The sequence below is a fragment of the Emticicia sp. 21SJ11W-3 genome (assembly GCF_024138715.1).
GTDB classification, from domain to species: domain Bacteria; phylum Bacteroidota; class Bacteroidia; order Cytophagales; family Spirosomataceae; genus Emticicia; species Emticicia fluvialis.
Map to the genome: position 1 here is coordinate 1,026,599 of NZ_CP092074.1, position 18,207 is coordinate 1,044,805.

Sequence of the window (18,207 nt, forward strand, 5' to 3'; positions counted from 1 at the left end):
AGTTTCATGGGCTTTTCCGTACTGATTTCTCCCCGGTTTTATTTCATCACCTATGATAATTTCCTTATTTTTTGAGATATAAAGATTTTGAGTAAATAGAATTTATATCGAATAAGGTAAATAGCTTAGCTGCTTTTTTCTTTTTAGTTTGATTTTAAAATTGTGAATTGCACAAGCCAGGTACATGACCAAATCTCTCCAAGCATGGAGGTGGGAACGTATCTTTTCTTTGACAATTCTTAATATTTTTACTCCTCTAATAGCATGTTCTACTGAAACTCGCTGTTGAGATTGCTCTTTGTTGTATTGCTTTTGTTGGATACTCAAATCAAGACTTTTAAGTTTTTTAATAGGCTGATAAATGGTAACATTTTCTGGTTCAAATCCTTGAAAACCTAAATCTTGAATCAATGTAATGGCTTGTTGAAAGTTAAAATCTTCTTCATCTGCCATTTTCTTGTCGTGGATGCTACCTTCATAAGTCGGGCTTAAATATCTAATATAGGTATCTGGCTCACTTATGATGAGGTTCTTGATAGTATGCGGAATGCCGCCCAGAGCTTTTTTTGCCCGAATATTATCGGGCGGCGTACCGCTCTTGCTGGGTCTGATAATCTGTACTACGATAGACTTCTCTTTCTGTGGCATCTATCAGAATTTTATCTAAACCCTCAATACATTTGCTTAGTCGCTCAGATTTACGTTCAGGTAGTACATTACCTTTAGCTAGAGTTTCCAACAAAAAATTACTAGCCAGTTTTAACCACATACTTGATTTAGGTTGTGTTAAACCAAAACTGGTAGCAAAAACTATTTGCAAAGGATTGGTTTTCAGATATATTAAAATGAATAGTAAAAAATCTGACCATTCAACAAATACACTATTTTTACGAGATTTAGATTGACGCTGACGAATTTTACCTTCAATTGTGAAATGCAAAAAATAGCTTTCCACTACTTGAGTAAATTCTTTGGATAATGTCTCAAATTCCAGCTTGTTTAATCCCGTATGGGCTGAGGCTGTCTAAAAAGGTCTAAAAATAGGAATCCCCGGTCAAAAAAGACGCGGGGATTTTTCTTTGTTCCTCTAAAAAGTGTTATCTTAGAGGTGCAACACAAAGAGAAGATGAAGATACATTTTAAATCGTTACCGGCCAATAAATTAAGTCTTTTTCCGGAAGATATATTTTCCAGAATACCACAGAATCACCCGGTTCGCCTAGTGAACGAAGTCGTTGACGGACTGGATATAAGCATGCTTGTTTCCCAATACAAAGGAGGGGGAACCAGCAGCTACCATCCCCGGATGCTACTGAAAGTATTATTCTACAGCTACCTTTCGAATATTTATTCCTGCCGTAAAATAGAGAAAGCCTTACAGGAGAACATTCACTTGATGTGGTTGTCGGGTAACAGCACTCCTGATTACCGAACCATTAACTACTTTCGGGGTAAACGCTTAAAAGGCCATATTCAAAGCCTGTTTGCAGCAGTAGTACGGATGCTTCATGAATTGCAATATGTGAGTTTGGATTTGCAGTATGTGGATGGTACGAAAATAGAATCCGCCTCTGGCCGCTACAGTTTTGTATGGAAAGGGTCAGTAGAGAAGAACAAAGCTAAACTGGAAGGCAAAATCCAGTCTGTCTTATCAGAGATAGAATCACAGATTAAGCAAGATCAGGGCGAGCTAAATAGAATAGAGACCCCCAAACCCATAGACAGCACCGAGCTTAAGAACAAGCTTGCAGAGTTGAATAGTAAACAAAAGGGTAGTACTAAACAGACGCAAAAGCAAATAAAGCAACTGCAGCAGGAGCATCTACCCCGCTTAGAGAAGTATGAACAGCAGTTGGAAACGCTAGGCGAGCGGAATAGTTATAGCAAGACCGATGAAGAGGCCACATTCATGCGACTCAAAGATGACCATATGCAGAATGGTCAACTCAAACCAGCCTATAATAGTCAGATTAGTACCGAGAACCAGTTTATTACCCATTATAGCATCCATCAGACAGCAGGAGATACCACCACACTTACCCACCACCTGGAGGGTTTTCAGGAGCAATATGGCAAGCAAAGTACAGAGGTAGTGGCCGATGCAGGTTATGGTAGTGAACAGAACTATGAGTGGCTTGAAGAGAAAGCAATAACAGCGTATGTGAAGTACAATTACTTTCATAAAGAGCAGAAACGTTCACAGAAGAACAATCCATTTTTGGTTCAGAATCTGTATTACAACAAAGCCTTAGACTTTTATGTATGTCCAATGGGTCAAAGAATGGTATGTGTCGGCCAAGGTAAAAGGACAAGCAGCAATGGCTATGAGTCCGGTGTCAGGTATTATCAGGCCAAGCGATGCGATGGATGCCCCTTAAGAGGGATGTGCCATAAAAGTAAAGTCAACCGAAGAATAGAGGTCAATCCCAGACTTAATGAACTGAAAGCAAAGGCAAGGGCTTGGTTACTCTCAGAAGAAGGGCTTAAACACCGAAGTAAAAGACCCATAGAGGTAGAAGCTGTCTTCGGACAGATGAAAAGTAATAACAAGTTCTCAAGATTTACTTTAAGGGGTCTTCAGAAGGTAGGTATTGAGTTTGGCCTGATGGCTATCGGGCATAATCTGAGAAAGTGGGCAGCAAAACGCCTGTCTGAACAAGAAAATCAACAAAATTCAGTATCTACCGCTCAAAATAGGACTATTTATGTACTTTTTGAATCTTACCAGATAAAATATCGCTACGCCGCTTAGTAAAACCCGAATCCTTTCGATCTAAACCAAAAAAAGAAGCTGCCCCTTTTTGGACAGCCTCCTTTTAAATCTTGATATCTAAGGCGTTTCATAAAGCAAAACTAATACTTATGAAAACCTTTAACATCTTATTCGATATAAATTCTAATATTTAAATAAGAACGTAATACTTTTTTGTATTCCTTTTGGCCTGATTGATATTCTTCCTGTATCAGATTTATTAAGGTGTTCCAACGGAATCTTTGTTCATTGGATAGCCTGATGTATGGTTTGACATTTTGCTTTAAAAAAGAAAACAGGTATAACACATTATTATTATTATACCTCAATGAAAAGAAGTCTTCAGTGAAACAAATTATTTTGCCTTTTGCCTGCCTGTTAATATTAATGCTACTTATGCACCGGGGTTTTATGATAATCACCTTCGGCTCGTCCAGGCGTATTTTATGGTTGTCGATAAACATTTCACCCTCGGCACGCTCCACTGTAACGAGCATATAAAAGTCCTGTTTGTGCGAGAACTCTAAATTTGGAAACTTTTCTAACAAGCCCTTCAAATCATCCATCCAGAATTGTCGTATGTTCTTGCCAAATAAATCCAGTCCGTATATTTTTCTTAAGTTTGACAGTTGTTTTTGGAAAAAGCTCTTGGATGGCTAACTGGGGGCTATTTTGGCTATTTTTCGGAAAAAGTGTAGAGAGCCGATTGTGTTTTTGTCTATTGACATTCAAAGCTATATGGTTGTAATTTTGCATTATGGCATATTTGAAAGTAGAGAGAAAGCAATCAGGCACTTATTTGCGCATTTTGGAGAGTTTCCGAAATGGGTCAGGGAAGCCTAGTTCGAGGGTTTTGTATTCTCTTGGTAAGGTTGAAGATTATAAGCCTGAAGAACTTCGTAACATTGGCATCAGATTTTACGAATTAGGTGGAGGAGAGTTGAAGACTATTTTGGAAGGGGACCTAATCGAATTAGGTCGATACAATTATGGTTATCAAAAAGTATTTGGTTATGCCCTGGAGCAGTATGGGTTAAGGCTTCTTTTGGATCGTCTTCAGCAAAAGAGCAAGCTTCAGTTCAGTCTTTTTGACAGTGTATTTCTGATGCTTTTGGAACGACTGCAAAGCCCTTGCAGCAAACGCAGCAACTTTCAGCATCGTGATGAGTACATAAACCTTCCCGAATTGTCATTACAGCACTTGTATCGGGCTCTGGATAAGTTGGCTCAGTATACTGAGTTAATCCAGCAGCAGATTTTTCAAACGGGTCGGAATCTTTTCAATCAAAGCCTGGATGTGGTATTTTATGATGTAACGACCTTCTACTTTGCCAGCGAAGTTGAGAAAGAAGGACAACTTAGACAAATGGGTTTTGGTAAGGATGGCAAAATAGGTAAAACACAAGTTCTTTTTTGTATGCTCATAGACCACCTGAAAAACCCTATCGGTTATAGGGTTTTCAAAGGCAACACCTATGAAGGGGATACTTTTAGGGAAGCACTGGGCGACCTTAAAAAGCGATACCAGATTGACAAAGTAATTGTAGTAGCCGATAGGGGGATGCTTTCAAAGAAAAACCTGGAAATAACAAATAGCAAAGGCTACGAATTTATCATTGGAGAACGTTTGAAAAGCCTGCCCCAAAAAACGCAGCAAACCCTACTCGACTTAAAGAATTACCATCAGCAGTGGATATACAAAGATGCTACCGGACAAGATGTTTTGATTCGCTACACCACATTAAAACAGGAAGGCAAGACCTTTATTACTACCTACTCGGCAAAAAGAGCGGCCAAAGACAAGCAAGACCGGGAAGATAAACTACAGCACGCACAGCACCTCTTGAAGAACCCTTCGAAAATCAACAATAAAGCCACCAGATTCTTCTTAAAATCAGATGAAAACCAGAAATATAGCCTGAATGAAGAAAAAATAAAGGTCTCCGAAAAGTATGATGGGTTTTTAGCTATAAGCACCAATAATCAAAGCATGCCGGTAGCCGAAGTTCTGGACCAATACAAACAACTATTCAAAATAGAACATAGCTTCAGAACCTTCAAATCCCATCTGGAAACCAGGCCCATGTTTCACTGGACAGACCAGCGAATCGAAGGACATATATGCCTGTGTTACATAGCCTTCGCCATACAAAACTTTGTCTTACAAAAAATTAACCGCGATAAAAATGTAATCACTGAAAAAGGGTTGAGGGATACCCTTGACAAAATGCAAGTAAGCCTGATAGAAAATAACGGAGCCAAATCTTATCTAAGGTCTATGCCAACAGAAAACGAAAAAACTATCCTCCAAAAACTGGGCTTAAAACCAATATTACCCATACAAACGCAAGCAAAGTTTAAAATCTGAACTCGCACTCCAAATAACGGTTTGTAGAGAGCCGATTGGATATTCATGTGCCTTATTATCAGCCACTTATCCCAAAATCGTGTCAAACTCAAGATATAAAAGTCCTGTTTGTGCGAGAACTCTAAATTTGGAAACTTTTCTAACAAGCCCTTCAAATCATCCATCCAGAATTGTCGTATGTTCTTGCCAAATAAATCCAGTCCGTATATTTTTAATTCTTCTGAGTTCTGCATGGTATTATTTTTATAACTGTCTTTGAAGTTATATCTTGAAGAATTACCTTTTTGAACTAACCGTTCGGTTAATAGATAATTCCCTGAATCTTTAAGCCGGTTTATTCCTGAAACTATTATATTATTGAATGGGTGAAGTGGGTTTTTCTCTCATAGCCGTTTAAAACGGCTATGAGAGAAATTCAGTTGATGTGTTTGATAGAAAAATTATTTTAAACCAATTTTAGCAAAACTAGCCGATACACCTATTTGTATCCAGCGCCCGGGCATTACGTATCCGGGGCGGTAAGCATAAGTTGTATTAAATAGATTTTCGATAGCAGTAAATATTTCTCCTTGTTGTCCCAACACGGGTAGTTTATAAGAAATTCGTGTATTTATTACTGTAAATCCACTTACGCGTTCTCCGTTTATATCGCCAGCAGAACGCGTTCTGTTAAGTGCCCAGGTAGCTGACTGGTATTGCCCGTCAAAAACTATTCTCAATCGCTTTACTCTTCCATTAATACCTACCGTAACAGCAGTTTTAGGTGCGTAAGGGAGATTTGAAATAGTAGGATCAAGGAGTGTGATTCCCGCAAATGCTTGCCATTGCTTCGCAAAACCTTGTCGCAAACCTACTTCTAAACCCTGAATCCGATAAGCCTCCAGGTTAATAAACTGAGGGGGTGGAGGTACATTGGGAGGGAAACCGAATACATAGCGATTTTTAACCTTATCCTGGAATAAATCTATATCCACATCGGTATTTGCCGCAGGAGACCATTTTATACCCATTACAAGATGATTAACTTCTTCTGGTTTTAATTGTTGCCAGCTGTCTCCTAAAGGAGCTATTAGAGAGGATAAAAGAGGAGCTTCCAATCCCGGATAATTAATGCCTTTTGATAAATTCCCAAATAAGGTAAATATATCAGATTTGAGGCTTAGGCCTACTTGAGGGGCAAATGAAGATTCGAATTTATTATGGCCGTAATATCTTATGCTGGCCGATGGTCTTAGCTGCCATTTGTCATTGAGTAAAATTGCTTGACTTAAAGCCAGATAGGGAGATGTTATACTAAAATCCGGAGCCTTGTAGGTGGTTTGAGGTGCAGGAGCAATTCTTTCAAAATCAGCGGAACCTTGCCAGTAATCAAAGTCCAGACCAACTATTAAATCAGCCAATTTCCAGGGACGTATGCTTTCATTCCAATGTAAGCCACTGGTTTTGAAGTGAGAAATCGTATTTCCATCCGGTGCGAGTAGGTCTAACCATGAGCCCGTTCCTTTATTAGTATATATCTGTAATTTGCCACTTATTTTTTGATATTGATGAAGTAGCCCAATGGAGAACATACCTGCTTCTGTATTATACTGAGGTGCTATTAAAGGCAATGTTGCCCTGGCATCACCCGGGTCGCTTGCTTTATTGTTGACATATAAAAACTTAATTTCTGTGCGCCACGATGAACTTAACTGAATGCCTACATTTCCCAGAATATTTTTTAGTTCACCGTCTGCATTCGGCCTATGTCCTTTTGAGCGGGCAAATCCCTGAGCTAGGTTGTAATCTACTTTACTATTTTTACCGGCGAGATAAATCTGCTCTACAAAAGTACCAAACGATCCGGCAGAAATTCTACCGTTACCTTCGATTTTAACACTATCAGCAACAGAGCTAACCGTTGTCAGATTTATGGAAGCAAAATTATTTCCGTTAATGTGCGGCTGGGGACTTTTATAAACTGTAATATTCCGCACAGCATTGATTGGCAGGAGATCCAATAATGGATGATTCCAAAGACCCATATAAAAGGGAAGCCCATCTATATAGGTTTTAATTTCGCTGCCAGGACGGCTCACACCCATGCCTCTGATAAAAACAGCACCACCCTGGTCTCCACCGAAAGCACCTACCGGATTATAGCGTGCTATTTGAACCCCAGGCGTGCGACGAAGCGCAGACGCAAGATCAATCGCATTTAAATCACGTATCTGCGCTTTAGAAATAACAGCTGATACAGAGGCAAATGAGTCTACTTTTGCTTCTTCTATCAGAGGTTTCGCCACAACTACAACTTCGGGAAGTGCTGTGATTTTTTGTGCATATAAGTTACCCATGGGTAACATCGATACTAAAAGTAATATTAATATATTTTTTAGTTGTATATTCATTTTTGAATTATGTTAGATAATGATGAGATTTTAGGTTTGAGTGATTGATAGAAAAACTTAAATTGCCATAAGCTTCCTGTTAATTTTTTTCCAAAATCTGAAATTGATAATACCTGAAAAGTCTAAGCTGATTTAAGCCCTATGAGAATGGCAGACAGACGGGAAATAATTTTTTATCTCTCTATAATTCTCACCTTAATGATGACACTTCTCCATTACTTCATGAAAACGGTCATGCAAGTCATAAATGGCTTTTTTTAATTCTTCTTCTGTTTTTTTCTTTTTTACCAGTTTTGCCAGAGCAATTGATTCTTTTTCCAAGATTTCTACGGATTCTTTTACACCCGTTTTTTGATATTTTGCCGGAATTACAGACTTTCTTAACACGGTAGATTTGAGAGCTAACTCAGAAGCATTGGCATACAAAGGTCTTAAATTGCCTTCTTCGGCAGGGTGAAAGGTCTGCGACATCGTTGTGTGATAATCATCTAACTCAGGCCATTTTCCTTCATTTACCTGTTTGTCTCTTAAAGCTGCCTGTCTTTTTTGCTTTTCTTCCTTAAATAAAGATTGCATGCCCATGTCATACATTTCAAGCATCATATCGGCTACAATTTTATCAGTTTTAGCAACTGAACCCGCATTGTAAGGGGGCTTCGGGTCATATTCCAGGTCAAGCATCACTCCTTTGGTATATTTTTCTCCCATCAATTCATTCATCATACCTAAAGCCATGTCAATTCCGGCAGAAACGCCTGCCGAAGTCCAGTATTTGCCATCACGCACATACCGTTCAGGGCGGTAGGTGGCTCCATACATTTTCATGATTTCATCAGCACGATACCAGTTACAGGAAACGGTTTTCCCTTCCAGTAGTCCGGTGGCGCCTAAAATCCACCCACCTGTGCAAACACTTGCGGTATACACAGAGTTTTTATCGATTTTCCTTATCCAGTCTAAGACTTCAGTGTCCTGCGTCTGAAGAAACGTTTCTTTAGCACCGCCCGGAATGACCAGTATATCTAATTGCTGTACTTCAGCAATTGATTTCGTAACGTTTACTTCTAATCCTCGCTGATTTTTGACAAGTCCTTTGTTTTTAGCAACAAAAAATATATCGACTTTCATAAGCTGTGATAATACCTGGTAAGGGCCTACGGCATCTAAAGTATTAAAGCCGTCATATACATATACGCCAATGGTTTTGATGTTCTCCTTAGGCTTGGTCATCAGGATTTTCATCATTTCCATTTTTTGTTTCATTCTGGAAGGTTCTTTTTCGGTATCTGATTGTTCCTGAGCAAATGAGTTGATTGCTGCAATGAAACAAAAAAATAATATTGTTTTTAATCGGTTCTTTATCATAACAGGTTTTGTTTAATGAAAGAAAATAAGTGATTATAGAAAAACCCCGTATAGTCAGTATTCATTTTATTGATGAAGTACATTGAATTTTACTGTAAGGGTATCAGGATCCGTTTGGAGGATATCAAGCGTAGCGACCCAGTTTTTATTCCTATCTTTTTTTGTCCATTTGTTTGCTGTTGAAGACTTTTGCCACCCTGCCGCATTTTCCAGTTGAATCCTGAAAAGATTCTGCAAATCCTCTTTTGGAATAGCAGATTTCACTTTAGCCGAAGCTTGCCATTGATCTTCATTTCCGTTGTAGTTGATAAGTTCATAATCAAAAGGAATCAGAATATTCAAAATGTCCAGCAAATACTTATCAGCTAAATTACCTCTGATAAATTGTTGCTCTTCATTCCAGTTATATTCTAATTAAACTGCGAGTTTTTTTGCCTGTGCTTTCCCTAAATACACAGAGACCAGATGAAATGCTGCATCAATTCCGGATGACAATCCGGCTGCGGTAATTATTTTCCCGTTATCAGCATATCTTACTGAATCGACTACAATTGCTTTAGGCGTGATTTGTTGTAATCTTTCAATGGCAGAATAGAACGTGGTAACTTTAAGATTATCTAAAAGACCAATTTTACCCAGATAGAATGCTCCATTACAAACAGATAGGAGGTGTTCTGACTTTTCATTCATTTTTAGAATCCAGTCAGTTACAGTTTTGTCTGCGGGCCTGACATTTCCACCGGGAATCAAAACTATATCCGGGGCAGGAGCATTTTCAAATGTATAATCGGGTTTTATTTTAAGCCCCATACTTGTTGCCACTGTTGCCTCACTAACCGAGACAGAATAAACCTGCATTCCGGCAGCAGCTAAAACCTCCCAGGGACCTGTGAAGTCAATGATTTCTACGCCGGGGAAAATTAAAACTGCCACCTTTTTGTTGCAATTATCCCCATGAGAACCTTCTTTGTTTTCAAACCCCTGATAGGCCGCAAACAATTTCATTCCACAAGTAGGGCAAGCGCCAGGTTCTGAAAAATGAACCGTATCGCACTCCATATTACAGGGTGGGCATTGAAAATGAATTTTCTTAGTATTGAATTCATGCGTTTGTGCCTGCAAATTTTTCAATTGCAGCAATGGAAGTAAAGCAATGAAATAGAGTGTATACCTGTTCATGACTTCGCTTTGATTAGGGTAGAAGGGTTTTACCCCTTCTGCCCGATTGAAATACTAAAACTTCCCGGTCAATGTAATTCCTGCCATTCGTGGTGTGCCCATCATGTATGAGCCATAGCCATAAGCCATATAACGTACATCGTTCAGGTTACGCACCCAAACGGCAATATCTATACGATTGCTCGTAACACCTGCCCGGGCATTGAACATTCCATAAGCACTCTGTTGAAACGCATTGACAAAATCTAACTGGTATTCTCCAATGTATCGGTATTCGCCTCTGATAAATGCTTTTACGTTCAGAGCAGATTTTGAAAGCGGTATGCCATATTGAACCGCAAACATCGACTGTAGAGCGGGATTGTTAATTGCTTTATTGCCCTTGTAATCTTTTACGGCGTTGGTTGCTGCATCAAATAATTCTAGCCTTTTGTATTCGCTGTGCGAGGTGCTGGCTGTCCAGTCTATTTGCAGGTTTTTGGTTGGAAGGGCCGAGGCCTCCAATTCTAAGCCATAATTATCCATATCGCCCACATTCAGCGAGGCATAGTTTATACCGTCTCTGGAGGTTGATACTTGTTGGTCTTTTTGTTGAAAATAGAAAGCCGTCAGGTTTAATTTCAGACCGTTACTGAATAAACTATTCTTTAGCCCAAGCTCATAATTATCCGATTTTTCGGGGTTGTAAGTTGGGTTTTGAGTATTGCCGAAATTAAACCCGCCTACTCTAAAGCCTTTCGCATAAGAGGCATAAATCATAGCGTTATCGGTCAATTTATAGCTCAGAATAACTTTTGGTGTAAATGCGTTGAAGGTTTTCTTCGCTGTGCTATCAGAAGTTAAGGGTGTGATTATACCACTTTTTTCAAATGCTGAATTTTGCGTTAGCTCACGGTGTTCAATATCATACCTTGCTCCGGCTACTACATCAAATTTTGAAGTAATGGCATACGTAGCTTGCCCATAAAAAGCAACACCATAAGCGTTTCTTCTTCCATTACCAACCGAGCCATAAGGCGCGTTGGGGTCGAATAGTGCATAATCCTGGTCGAAGTAGGTGGTACTACTGTTCTTTGATTTTTCACCAAATAAAAACGAGCCGGCCGTCCATTTAAATTTATTGGCATTGGCAGGAGATGAAAAGCGTAATTCCTGTGTCCACTGTTTTTGTTTTGACCAGGTAGTAAAGCTAATGAGTTGAGCGGGGCCAAAGTCAAAGTCGAATCTTCCCGGAAGCCAGATATGATAATCGACCAATGAAGTGATGGAGGTAAAATTGAAGTTTCTATGGTAATATTTCACCGCCAGCGAAGTATTGAAATTGGTTCTGCGTTCGGTATTATCCCAATTTCCAAAAACCGTAAAAGGGGTAGCCCGGGCGGCGCTGTCTGTACCCGCCCACGGATAAGCCCCCTGGTCTTTATTGTTTTCGTATCTTGTATTCCAGTCGATAGTCAGTTTTTCTGACGCAATGTATTTTAGATTAACATTTCCGTTGTAAGTATTGTGCTTGTCAATATATTTGGTTTCAGGCGTTGGGTTCGAGTAAATTGCCCCACGGTTATTCGACTGCAAACCCGCATTCATAAACAATTTATCTTTGATGAGTGGCGTATTGAAACCCACACTATAACGCTGTTGCCCATAATTCCCCAAATCTACCTCGGCAAATCCACTGGTTTTGTTTGTGGGTCTTTTGGTAATGATATTAAGCACCCCACCAAAGGCATTTCGACCGTAGAGTGTACCTTGTGGGCCACGCAAAATTTCAATTCTTTCGATATTGTTAAAGTTGAGCGGTGCCGAAAAATAATCAAACTGATAAACGCCATCTACGTAGGTTGCCACGGCCTGGTCGTTTGAAAAACCCATTGCACCACGAATATTTAAAAAATTTGACCCCGCACTATTACCGTGTTCAACCGTAAATGTGCTTGGAGCTATGGCTGTGAGGTCAGTAATACTCCAAATGCGGTATTCTTCAATTTTCCTGGCGTTTATAGAAGTAATAGCCAATGGCGTTTTTTGCAGATTAGTTTCGATTTTATCAGCCGTTACCACTACTTCACCCAGTTCCTGCGAACTTTCCTTCAAAGTAATATCAAGAGCAGTAGCTGCATTAACCTCAATTGTCTGAATCCTTGAAGCATATCCGATTGCACTGATAGATAGACTATAAGTGCCTTTAGACAGGCTGATTTCATAAGCTCCGGTTTTATCTGTAATAGAACCCTTTGATGTATTCAATACAGAAATTGTGGCTCCGATAATCCCTTCACCAGCTTGGTTTTTGATTGTTCCTTTGATAGATTGCGCATATAAACTACTCGCTACCAGTATATTAAGTATGAGCGCTATTGTTTTTTTCATTTATTTGTTGTTTTAACAAAACAGCCAGGTCTGATAGACTGAGTGCGTTTTTGTTTATTTGAATTAAAGTGAGTAAATGGTTATTGCAATGATTATAGGCACTAAATAAATCCGTGTAATCTGAATCGTTCGGATTGTATACAATAGAGTGCTTTTCAATTTATTTTAACGTTCGGTTGGCAAATGTTTATAGTGTTTCATAGGAATAGAATTAAAGCGATTTGAAACAATAATTAAAAATTAACCGTTTAAACCAAGCGTACATCTACGGAATTATACCTATGCAAATCAAGATTTTTGTTGCTCTTTTCTAAGCCACACCTTGTTTAGACCTGAATTTATCAATTAAGAATATGATTAATACGCTAAGGCCAAACAAGGGTAATAGTACACCCAAGGCAACAATTGCTATTACTAATGCCATACTTGGGCTTAGGTTTTTTGGAACTTTCGGCACACTTAACGAACCTGTTTTTTTTCTAAAGAAGTAAGTAGCAATTGCTGTAATGCTTAACAGCAAAAGACCTGCGGCAATAAATATCATTAACAACCAGTTCCATAGTCCAAACTCTCCCTGATGAAACGCCATCACCCACTGTCTGCTTTTCATCATTAAACCTATATCTGCCCAGGTATTTTTTTTCAGAACTTCTCCAGAATATTGGTCAAGGTGAATTTTTTCCATGGCACTCAGGTTCTTAGTTTCATTATAGACACTATACACACCAGTAGGACTTTCCGGTAATTCTATAATAGTTGTACCATCTAAATTCATGGCTTTGGCTTTAAGTACTATTTCATCCAAGGCCAAAGGTTGGCCAACAGGAGTAGATTTTATCGCCTTACCATCCCAAGTTTTTGGATAACCACTATTGGTTACTTTTTGAACCCATTGATAACTTTTGCCAAATACATCTGTCCAGGGTAATCCTCCTGCTAAAACAATTAAGAGTAAAAATGAAAACCAAAACCCCAAAAGAGCATGTATATCTCTAAATAATATGCGTTTTGATTGGTTGGTGCGAACGCTAAAAAAACTCTTGATACCACCGCTTCTCGGCCAAAAAAGATAAAGGCCTGTGATGATTAACACCACCATCCAACTGGCCACTAACTCAACTACCTTAGTGCCATAGCTGCCCAGCAAAAGTTCTCCATGAAGTTTCCGGACTTTATACATATCAGTTTCATTGACATTGATGATTCCTTTAACTTTTTGGCCGAAAGGGTCAATATACAAATGAGATTTATGAGAAAATTTACCTGATATAAATTCCGTAGCCGCGTCCGCCGATTGTGGAACAATCATGCCTGAGGGTACCTTTTTCCACTCTTTTTTTGCCAATTGCCATTGTTGCTGAAAACTCATTTTGTTTTCAGTTTTTTGTTCTATATGAGCAAACGCGGCCTTTTGAGGCGCTTCATACTTATCTTTAAATAAATAGATTAAGCCAGTAAGTGCCAGTAAAATAACAATGGGAGCTGAGATTATACCGCCTATGAAATGCCATTTTATAATCCAGGGATAAATGTTTTTATTAATTTTATTTTTCATTTTAATTCTGTTTTCAAGAACACGCCAGACTCTCTTCAAATCTTGCGTGTCCTTGTGGTGACCATTATTTTTTACCTACAAAATTGTATTGAATACCCATTACAAACGTACGTGGAGCCGCAGCCGTGAACGTTGTGCGGTCTGTCGCTGCATTTCCTCTAGTGGAATTGGTAGCATACAGCGCATCTGCCAGGTTCATGATGTTTGTATAAACTTCAATGCCTTTCCACTGATACCCGGCACGGAAGTTTACCAGGTTGTACCCATCATAAGAAATGGTATTAATTTGGTTTTGATACCATTTACTTACGTGCTGCCATTCAACAGATGTACGGAAACCTTTCAGCCAGGTCGGATAATAACTTAATTCAGAGTTCCACAGCCAACGTGGTGCCGAAGGCATATCTTTCCCATTCACATCTTTTAAGGCATCAGAAGCTTTTTGACTTAAAACAAACTCAACAAAGCGATGGATAGAATAGGTACCGCCTGCCCTAAACATTAGTTGTTTGCCTGGTTTGAAAGTTAAGCCTAACTCAATGCCCTTGTGTAGTGTTTTACCAGCAGCCTGGTAATCGGTTGAATTGTCAGGCTGACGAATGTTTAGCAATTCGTTTGTGCCGCTCATTTGATAGAGCGAAGCATCTACATAAATCTTGTTTTTAAGTAATGATGCCCAACCACCGATTTCGGCATTATTGAATGTTGCAGGTACCAGGTTGTAGTAGAATAAATCTCCATTAGCAGCAGGTGTAGGTCTTTTACGGAAGATCGCTGTTAAGCCCGATGGAGCAAAACCTTTAGAGAAATTGGCATATAAACCTTTCCCATTCCCTAAATCGTAGGTCAAACCAAGTTTTGGTGTTGTTTTAGTATAAGTTTTAGACCCTCCAATGGCTTCGCCAGTCGTTTTATTAATGTCAAGATTATTTACGAAGTCGAATGACATATTATCATAGCGGAGCCCTGCCGAAACTCTTAGGTTTTTGATTGGCTCGAAATCATATTGCAGATAAATCGCTGTATTGCGTATATCAGCATTATAATCGGCTATTTTAATATCCGGACGTTCCTTTAGTATAGTATATTTTTCGACTGATTTTTTATCTGCTCTAAGTTGAGCGGCTAAATCAATCTGATATGACGAATAATCATTTGGTGAGAAATCAACGGTTGTACCGATTATTGCTTTAGAATTTAAAAACTTAAAGTTTTGGGTATGTTGTGCAATTACACCCAAACTTTTAAAGTCGTTCGAGTTAATTTCTCCACGAGCAGTTGTTGCTCCCGAAGTCCAGCGAATACCATAGCTTGGGTTTTGCCCGTGCTTGTTATCTCTGGCAAAAACAGTGATAAACGATTGAGAACCATTGCTCCAGTCTTTTTCAAAAGTAAGGCGTGTGCGAAGCGAGTAAGACTTACGGTAAGTAAAATCAGTTGTGCTAATATACTGACGATTATAGAAAGCAACGCTATCTACACTACCGCTCGTTTGAGAGTTATATTTTGCATAAGACAGTGTATAAATAATGCGTGCTTTAGGTGAAATCTGGTATTCTAAGCGTGCGTATTGCGCATTTTTTGTATAATCAGAACGGCTCATCCACGCATCTTTTTGCTCTGCAACCAAACCACCCAAATAAATACCAAATTTACCAACCGTTGCCCCGGCACCATATTGTACTCTGCGATAACCCCATTGGTCAAATTGTACACCTATACGTGCTGTTGGCACTGCCGTTGGGCGTTGCGAAACAAAATTAACTGCACCACCAACTGCCTCTGGCCCGTAGATAGAAGAAACCGGCCCTTTTACCACCTCAATAGAACTTACCGTAAATTGATTCATTTCTAGTAATGAGTTGTGATTGAAAATCCCCATTGGGCGAATCGGTACGCCGTCTTCCAGATACAAATAATAGGCATTGGTTGTCATGGGTTGGCGAATCGACATTGAGTGTTGCTCATTATTGAGGTTTACCATCATTACACCCGGTGTTTTATTGATAAGCTCATAAACAGACGTTGCTTTGGCCTCGTCAATTTGTTTAGGTGTAAGTTTCGAGATAGCAATAGGTGTTTCGGTACGCAAACTTGCTTCACGATTTCCCGTTACAACAACGGTTTGTAAATCTTCTGATGCCGTTTCGAGCGGGATTGAGAGGCTTTTCCCTGCTACTACATCAATAGTTTTGGTTTCATAACCAATATTGGTAATCACTAATTTTGTAACGTTGGCTTTCAATTCAAAAACTCCACTTATATCGGTTATTGCTCCAACTGTGGTATTTTCGGCTTTTACAGTTGCGCCGACAACAGGTTCTTTTGTATTAGCATCGTAGATTTTTCCTTTAATTGACTTTTGAGCAAAACTTAAATGAATAGAGATAATGGATAGTATGATATATAGTATTTTTTTCATTTTTGATTGACTTAGGTAAAACATATAATACGCAGGTATTGTACCCAATTCTTATGAATGGATGAATACGAATGGTAGCAATTTACTTATATGAGATTCCTAAAGCTGAGGAGGCTTCAAAATTGAAGTAGTGGGTGATAAAAAATAATTGTTTAAGTAAGTGTAGTTGAAGATTAAGCCTGAAAAGACTTTAGATGTTTGTGGAATATCACAATTTTGACAATGGTGGTATAACTCAAATAATAGTTTATAGGAGCTAACTTTCGATTGATGATTATCACGCTCTTCGGCGGCTTTTAATTTTTTGGCTAAATAACATTTACCGTCGCAGTGGAGTTGTGGACGGTTTTTATTTATACAATAATTCTTAATGATATATTCTTTATTAAACGCATACTTAAAATAGATAATAGGAGCTATCATGACTCGCATAAACAGCAAGCCACAAACCAGCATAATACCTATTCTCTTAGCTAAACTCAATTGCTTAAAAAAAAATGAATGTAAATACTTATACAAGAATGGCCTATTGACATGATAAGACCCATGACTCAGCTTGGCAAAGTGAATCGGAAAAATATTTTCTCAAAGCCGAGAAAAGCGAAAGTGCCATAAAATAGTTGAGCAAATACCATAGCTGAATACCGATCTTAATGCCCACGATTAGTAAAGGACACAAGCATAGTATTGAGCATATAATTCTCAACAGAGGGATAATCTAAAAGAATTAGACTAAACAAGGAGGATGAAAACAATGAGATAGATACTGTGTAGAATAAGATTCACTATATAAATCTACAGGACTGGGCTGAATTGCGTAGAAGTGCTCAAATGTGAGAGCGAATATTTCTTCACAAATAATTACGGGTAATTCAAATTTTTCAAAAGCCTGATGATGCGCCTGCTTTTCTCTTTCATCAACGGCTTTCAGTCGTTTGGCTAAATAGCATTTACCATTACAATTAAGCTGAGGCTTATTTTTATTTATACAGAGAACCTTGGCAATGTAGTCCTGACGAAGTTTGAAATCAATTAAATAATAAACCTGAGTAAAGGGTCTGACCATTACTGAAAACAGAAGTAATATAGCGATTGCTTTTCTCAAGTGAAGAATATTTGGTGCAAAGATAGGTAAAAGCGGGTAAAATTGTATAGTAAGATACTTATATTTCTATTTACAGACCTGATAATTGATTTTATAAATTGTTGTCCATAGCCCAGAAATTTTATTTATGCGAGTTTCGTATACAGTTTTTTGTTTTGAAGGATAAAAAAAAAATTAAAGAATATACATTTTGATGAATCTATTTCAGGATAGTTACCCCCACTTAATTTAATAGATTCAGTTAATACTAAATCATCTGAGTTAAAATTTGAAAAAAGAAATGAGTATTGAGATAAATGTGGTTTTTAGGAAAATTATTAAAACTTTTGACATTACAAATAATTTGATCTGGATATGAATGCGCCGAATATTTTCCGATACAGTCCAGATAGCCAAGATTCGAATTCTTACTTAAATCTAAAGGATCAATCTCATTCCACCGACAATCCAGGAAGATTTTATTAGTAAAAGCCTTGAATCCTCTTAGAAAATTGATATGCTTATCACTCAAATTTAAAGAGGCTATTTTTTTATATCACTTTTCAATACTTATTTATTTACCTTCCTGTCAGTGTCAATGCCTAACAGGACAAGTTGTGTTTCAAAGGAAACAAAGATATACTGCGGAGAGGGTATTTCTTTTCGACATGAAAAACTAGTCGGCACCCTAAATTAGCTATCTTAAGAAGTTAGTTATTACT

The 18,207-nt window shown here is 38.4% G+C and carries 12 protein-coding genes; 2 read left to right on the forward strand and 10 right to left on the reverse strand.

Annotated features, from left to right (window positions below):
- Positions 1-102: 102 nt before the first annotated feature.
- Positions 103-648, reverse strand: coding sequence for a transposase family protein (locus MB380_RS04355; protein WP_253533595.1), 546 nt, complete (start codon positions 646-648; stop codon positions 103-105).
- On the reverse strand, positions 578-955 hold the full coding sequence (locus MB380_RS04360; protein ID WP_253533596.1) for a hypothetical protein: 378 nt from the start codon (positions 953-955) through the stop codon (positions 578-580). Before MB380_RS04360 ends, MB380_RS04355 begins: the two co-directional genes overlap by 71 nt.
- 171 nt (positions 956-1,126) lie before the next feature.
- On the opposite strand from MB380_RS04360, the gene MB380_RS04365 reads away from it, so the two are divergent.
- Together MB380_RS04365 and MB380_RS04370 are read left to right on the forward strand one after the other, a co-directional pair.
- Positions 1,127-2,752 carry an IS1182 family transposase gene (locus MB380_RS04365; protein ID WP_409014670.1) on the forward strand — a complete coding sequence of 542 codons (1,626 nt, stop codon included), beginning with the start codon at positions 1,127-1,129 and terminating at the stop codon, positions 2,750-2,752.
- 757 nt (positions 2,753-3,509) lie between these two features.
- Entirely contained in the window at positions 3,510-5,120 is a 1,611-nt protein-coding gene (locus tag MB380_RS04370; protein ID WP_253523758.1) for an IS1634 family transposase, read from the forward strand.
- Between the two features lie 440 nt (positions 5,121-5,560).
- Here MB380_RS04370 and MB380_RS04375 read toward each other — a convergent pair whose 3' ends face one another.
- The 8 genes from MB380_RS04375 to MB380_RS04410 form a co-directional block, all read right to left on the reverse strand.
- Positions 5,561-7,510 (reverse strand): TonB-dependent receptor, encoded by a 1,950-nt coding sequence (locus MB380_RS04375; RefSeq protein WP_253533597.1) that lies wholly within the window; start codon positions 7,508-7,510, stop codon positions 5,561-5,563.
- Between the two features lie 195 nt (positions 7,511-7,705).
- The gene (locus MB380_RS04380; RefSeq protein WP_253533598.1) at positions 7,706-8,875 is read right to left on the reverse strand and encodes a DJ-1/PfpI family protein; all 1,170 of its coding nucleotides are present in this window, start codon (positions 8,873-8,875) and stop codon (positions 7,706-7,708) included.
- A gap of 66 nt (positions 8,876-8,941) precedes the next feature.
- Positions 8,942-9,229 (reverse strand): hypothetical protein, encoded by a 288-nt coding sequence (locus tag MB380_RS04385; protein WP_253533599.1) that lies wholly within the window; start codon positions 9,227-9,229, stop codon positions 8,942-8,944.
- Positions 9,230-9,289: 60 nt separating this feature from the next.
- Positions 9,290-10,006: a DJ-1/PfpI family protein gene (locus tag MB380_RS04390; protein ID WP_253533600.1), complete on the reverse strand. Its 717-nt coding sequence runs from the start codon at positions 10,004-10,006 to the stop codon at positions 9,290-9,292.
- A 102-nt stretch (positions 10,007-10,108) separates the two neighbouring features.
- The gene (locus tag MB380_RS04395) at positions 10,109-12,424 is read right to left on the reverse strand and encodes a TonB-dependent receptor (RefSeq protein WP_253533601.1); all 2,316 of its coding nucleotides are present in this window, start codon (positions 12,422-12,424) and stop codon (positions 10,109-10,111) included.
- 310 nt (positions 12,425-12,734) lie between these two features.
- The gene (locus MB380_RS04400) at positions 12,735-13,979 is read right to left on the reverse strand and encodes a PepSY domain-containing protein (protein ID WP_253533602.1); all 1,245 of its coding nucleotides are present in this window, start codon (positions 13,977-13,979) and stop codon (positions 12,735-12,737) included.
- Positions 13,980-14,043: 64 nt separating this feature from the next.
- Positions 14,044-16,401 (reverse strand): TonB-dependent receptor, encoded by a 2,358-nt coding sequence (locus MB380_RS04405; RefSeq protein ID WP_253533603.1) that lies wholly within the window; start codon positions 16,399-16,401, stop codon positions 14,044-14,046.
- A gap of 727 nt (positions 16,402-17,128) precedes the next feature.
- On the reverse strand, positions 17,129-17,506 hold the full coding sequence (locus MB380_RS04410) for a hypothetical protein (protein ID WP_253533604.1): 378 nt from the start codon (positions 17,504-17,506) through the stop codon (positions 17,129-17,131).
- Positions 17,507-18,207 lie beyond the last annotated feature (701 nt).

What these genes read in the sequence shown, in the direction of transcription:
- MB380_RS04355 (WP_253533595.1), bottom strand. Translation starts at nt 648, where the DNA reads ATGCCACAGAAAGAGAAGTCTATCGTAGTACAGATTATCAGACCCAGC.
- MB380_RS04380 (WP_253533598.1), bottom strand. Translation starts at nt 8,875, where the DNA reads ATGATAAAGAACCGATTAAAAACAATATTATTTTTTTGTTTCATTGCA.
- MB380_RS04405 (WP_253533603.1), bottom strand. Translation starts at nt 16,401, where the DNA reads ATGAAAAAAATACTATATATCATACTATCCATTATCTCTATTCATTTA.
- MB380_RS04375 (WP_253533597.1), bottom strand. Translation starts at nt 7,510, where the DNA reads ATGAATATACAACTAAAAAATATATTAATATTACTTTTAGTATCGATG.
- MB380_RS04400 (WP_253533602.1), bottom strand. Translation starts at nt 13,979, where the DNA reads ATGAAAAATAAAATTAATAAAAACATTTATCCCTGGATTATAAAATGG.
- MB380_RS04365 (WP_409014670.1), top strand. Translation starts at nt 1,127, where the DNA reads ATGAAGATACATTTTAAATCGTTACCGGCCAATAAATTAAGTCTTTTT.
- MB380_RS04370 (WP_253523758.1), top strand. Translation starts at nt 3,510, where the DNA reads ATGGCATATTTGAAAGTAGAGAGAAAGCAATCAGGCACTTATTTGCGC.
- MB380_RS04395 (WP_253533601.1), bottom strand. Translation starts at nt 12,424, where the DNA reads ATGAAAAAAACAATAGCGCTCATACTTAATATACTGGTAGCGAGTAGT.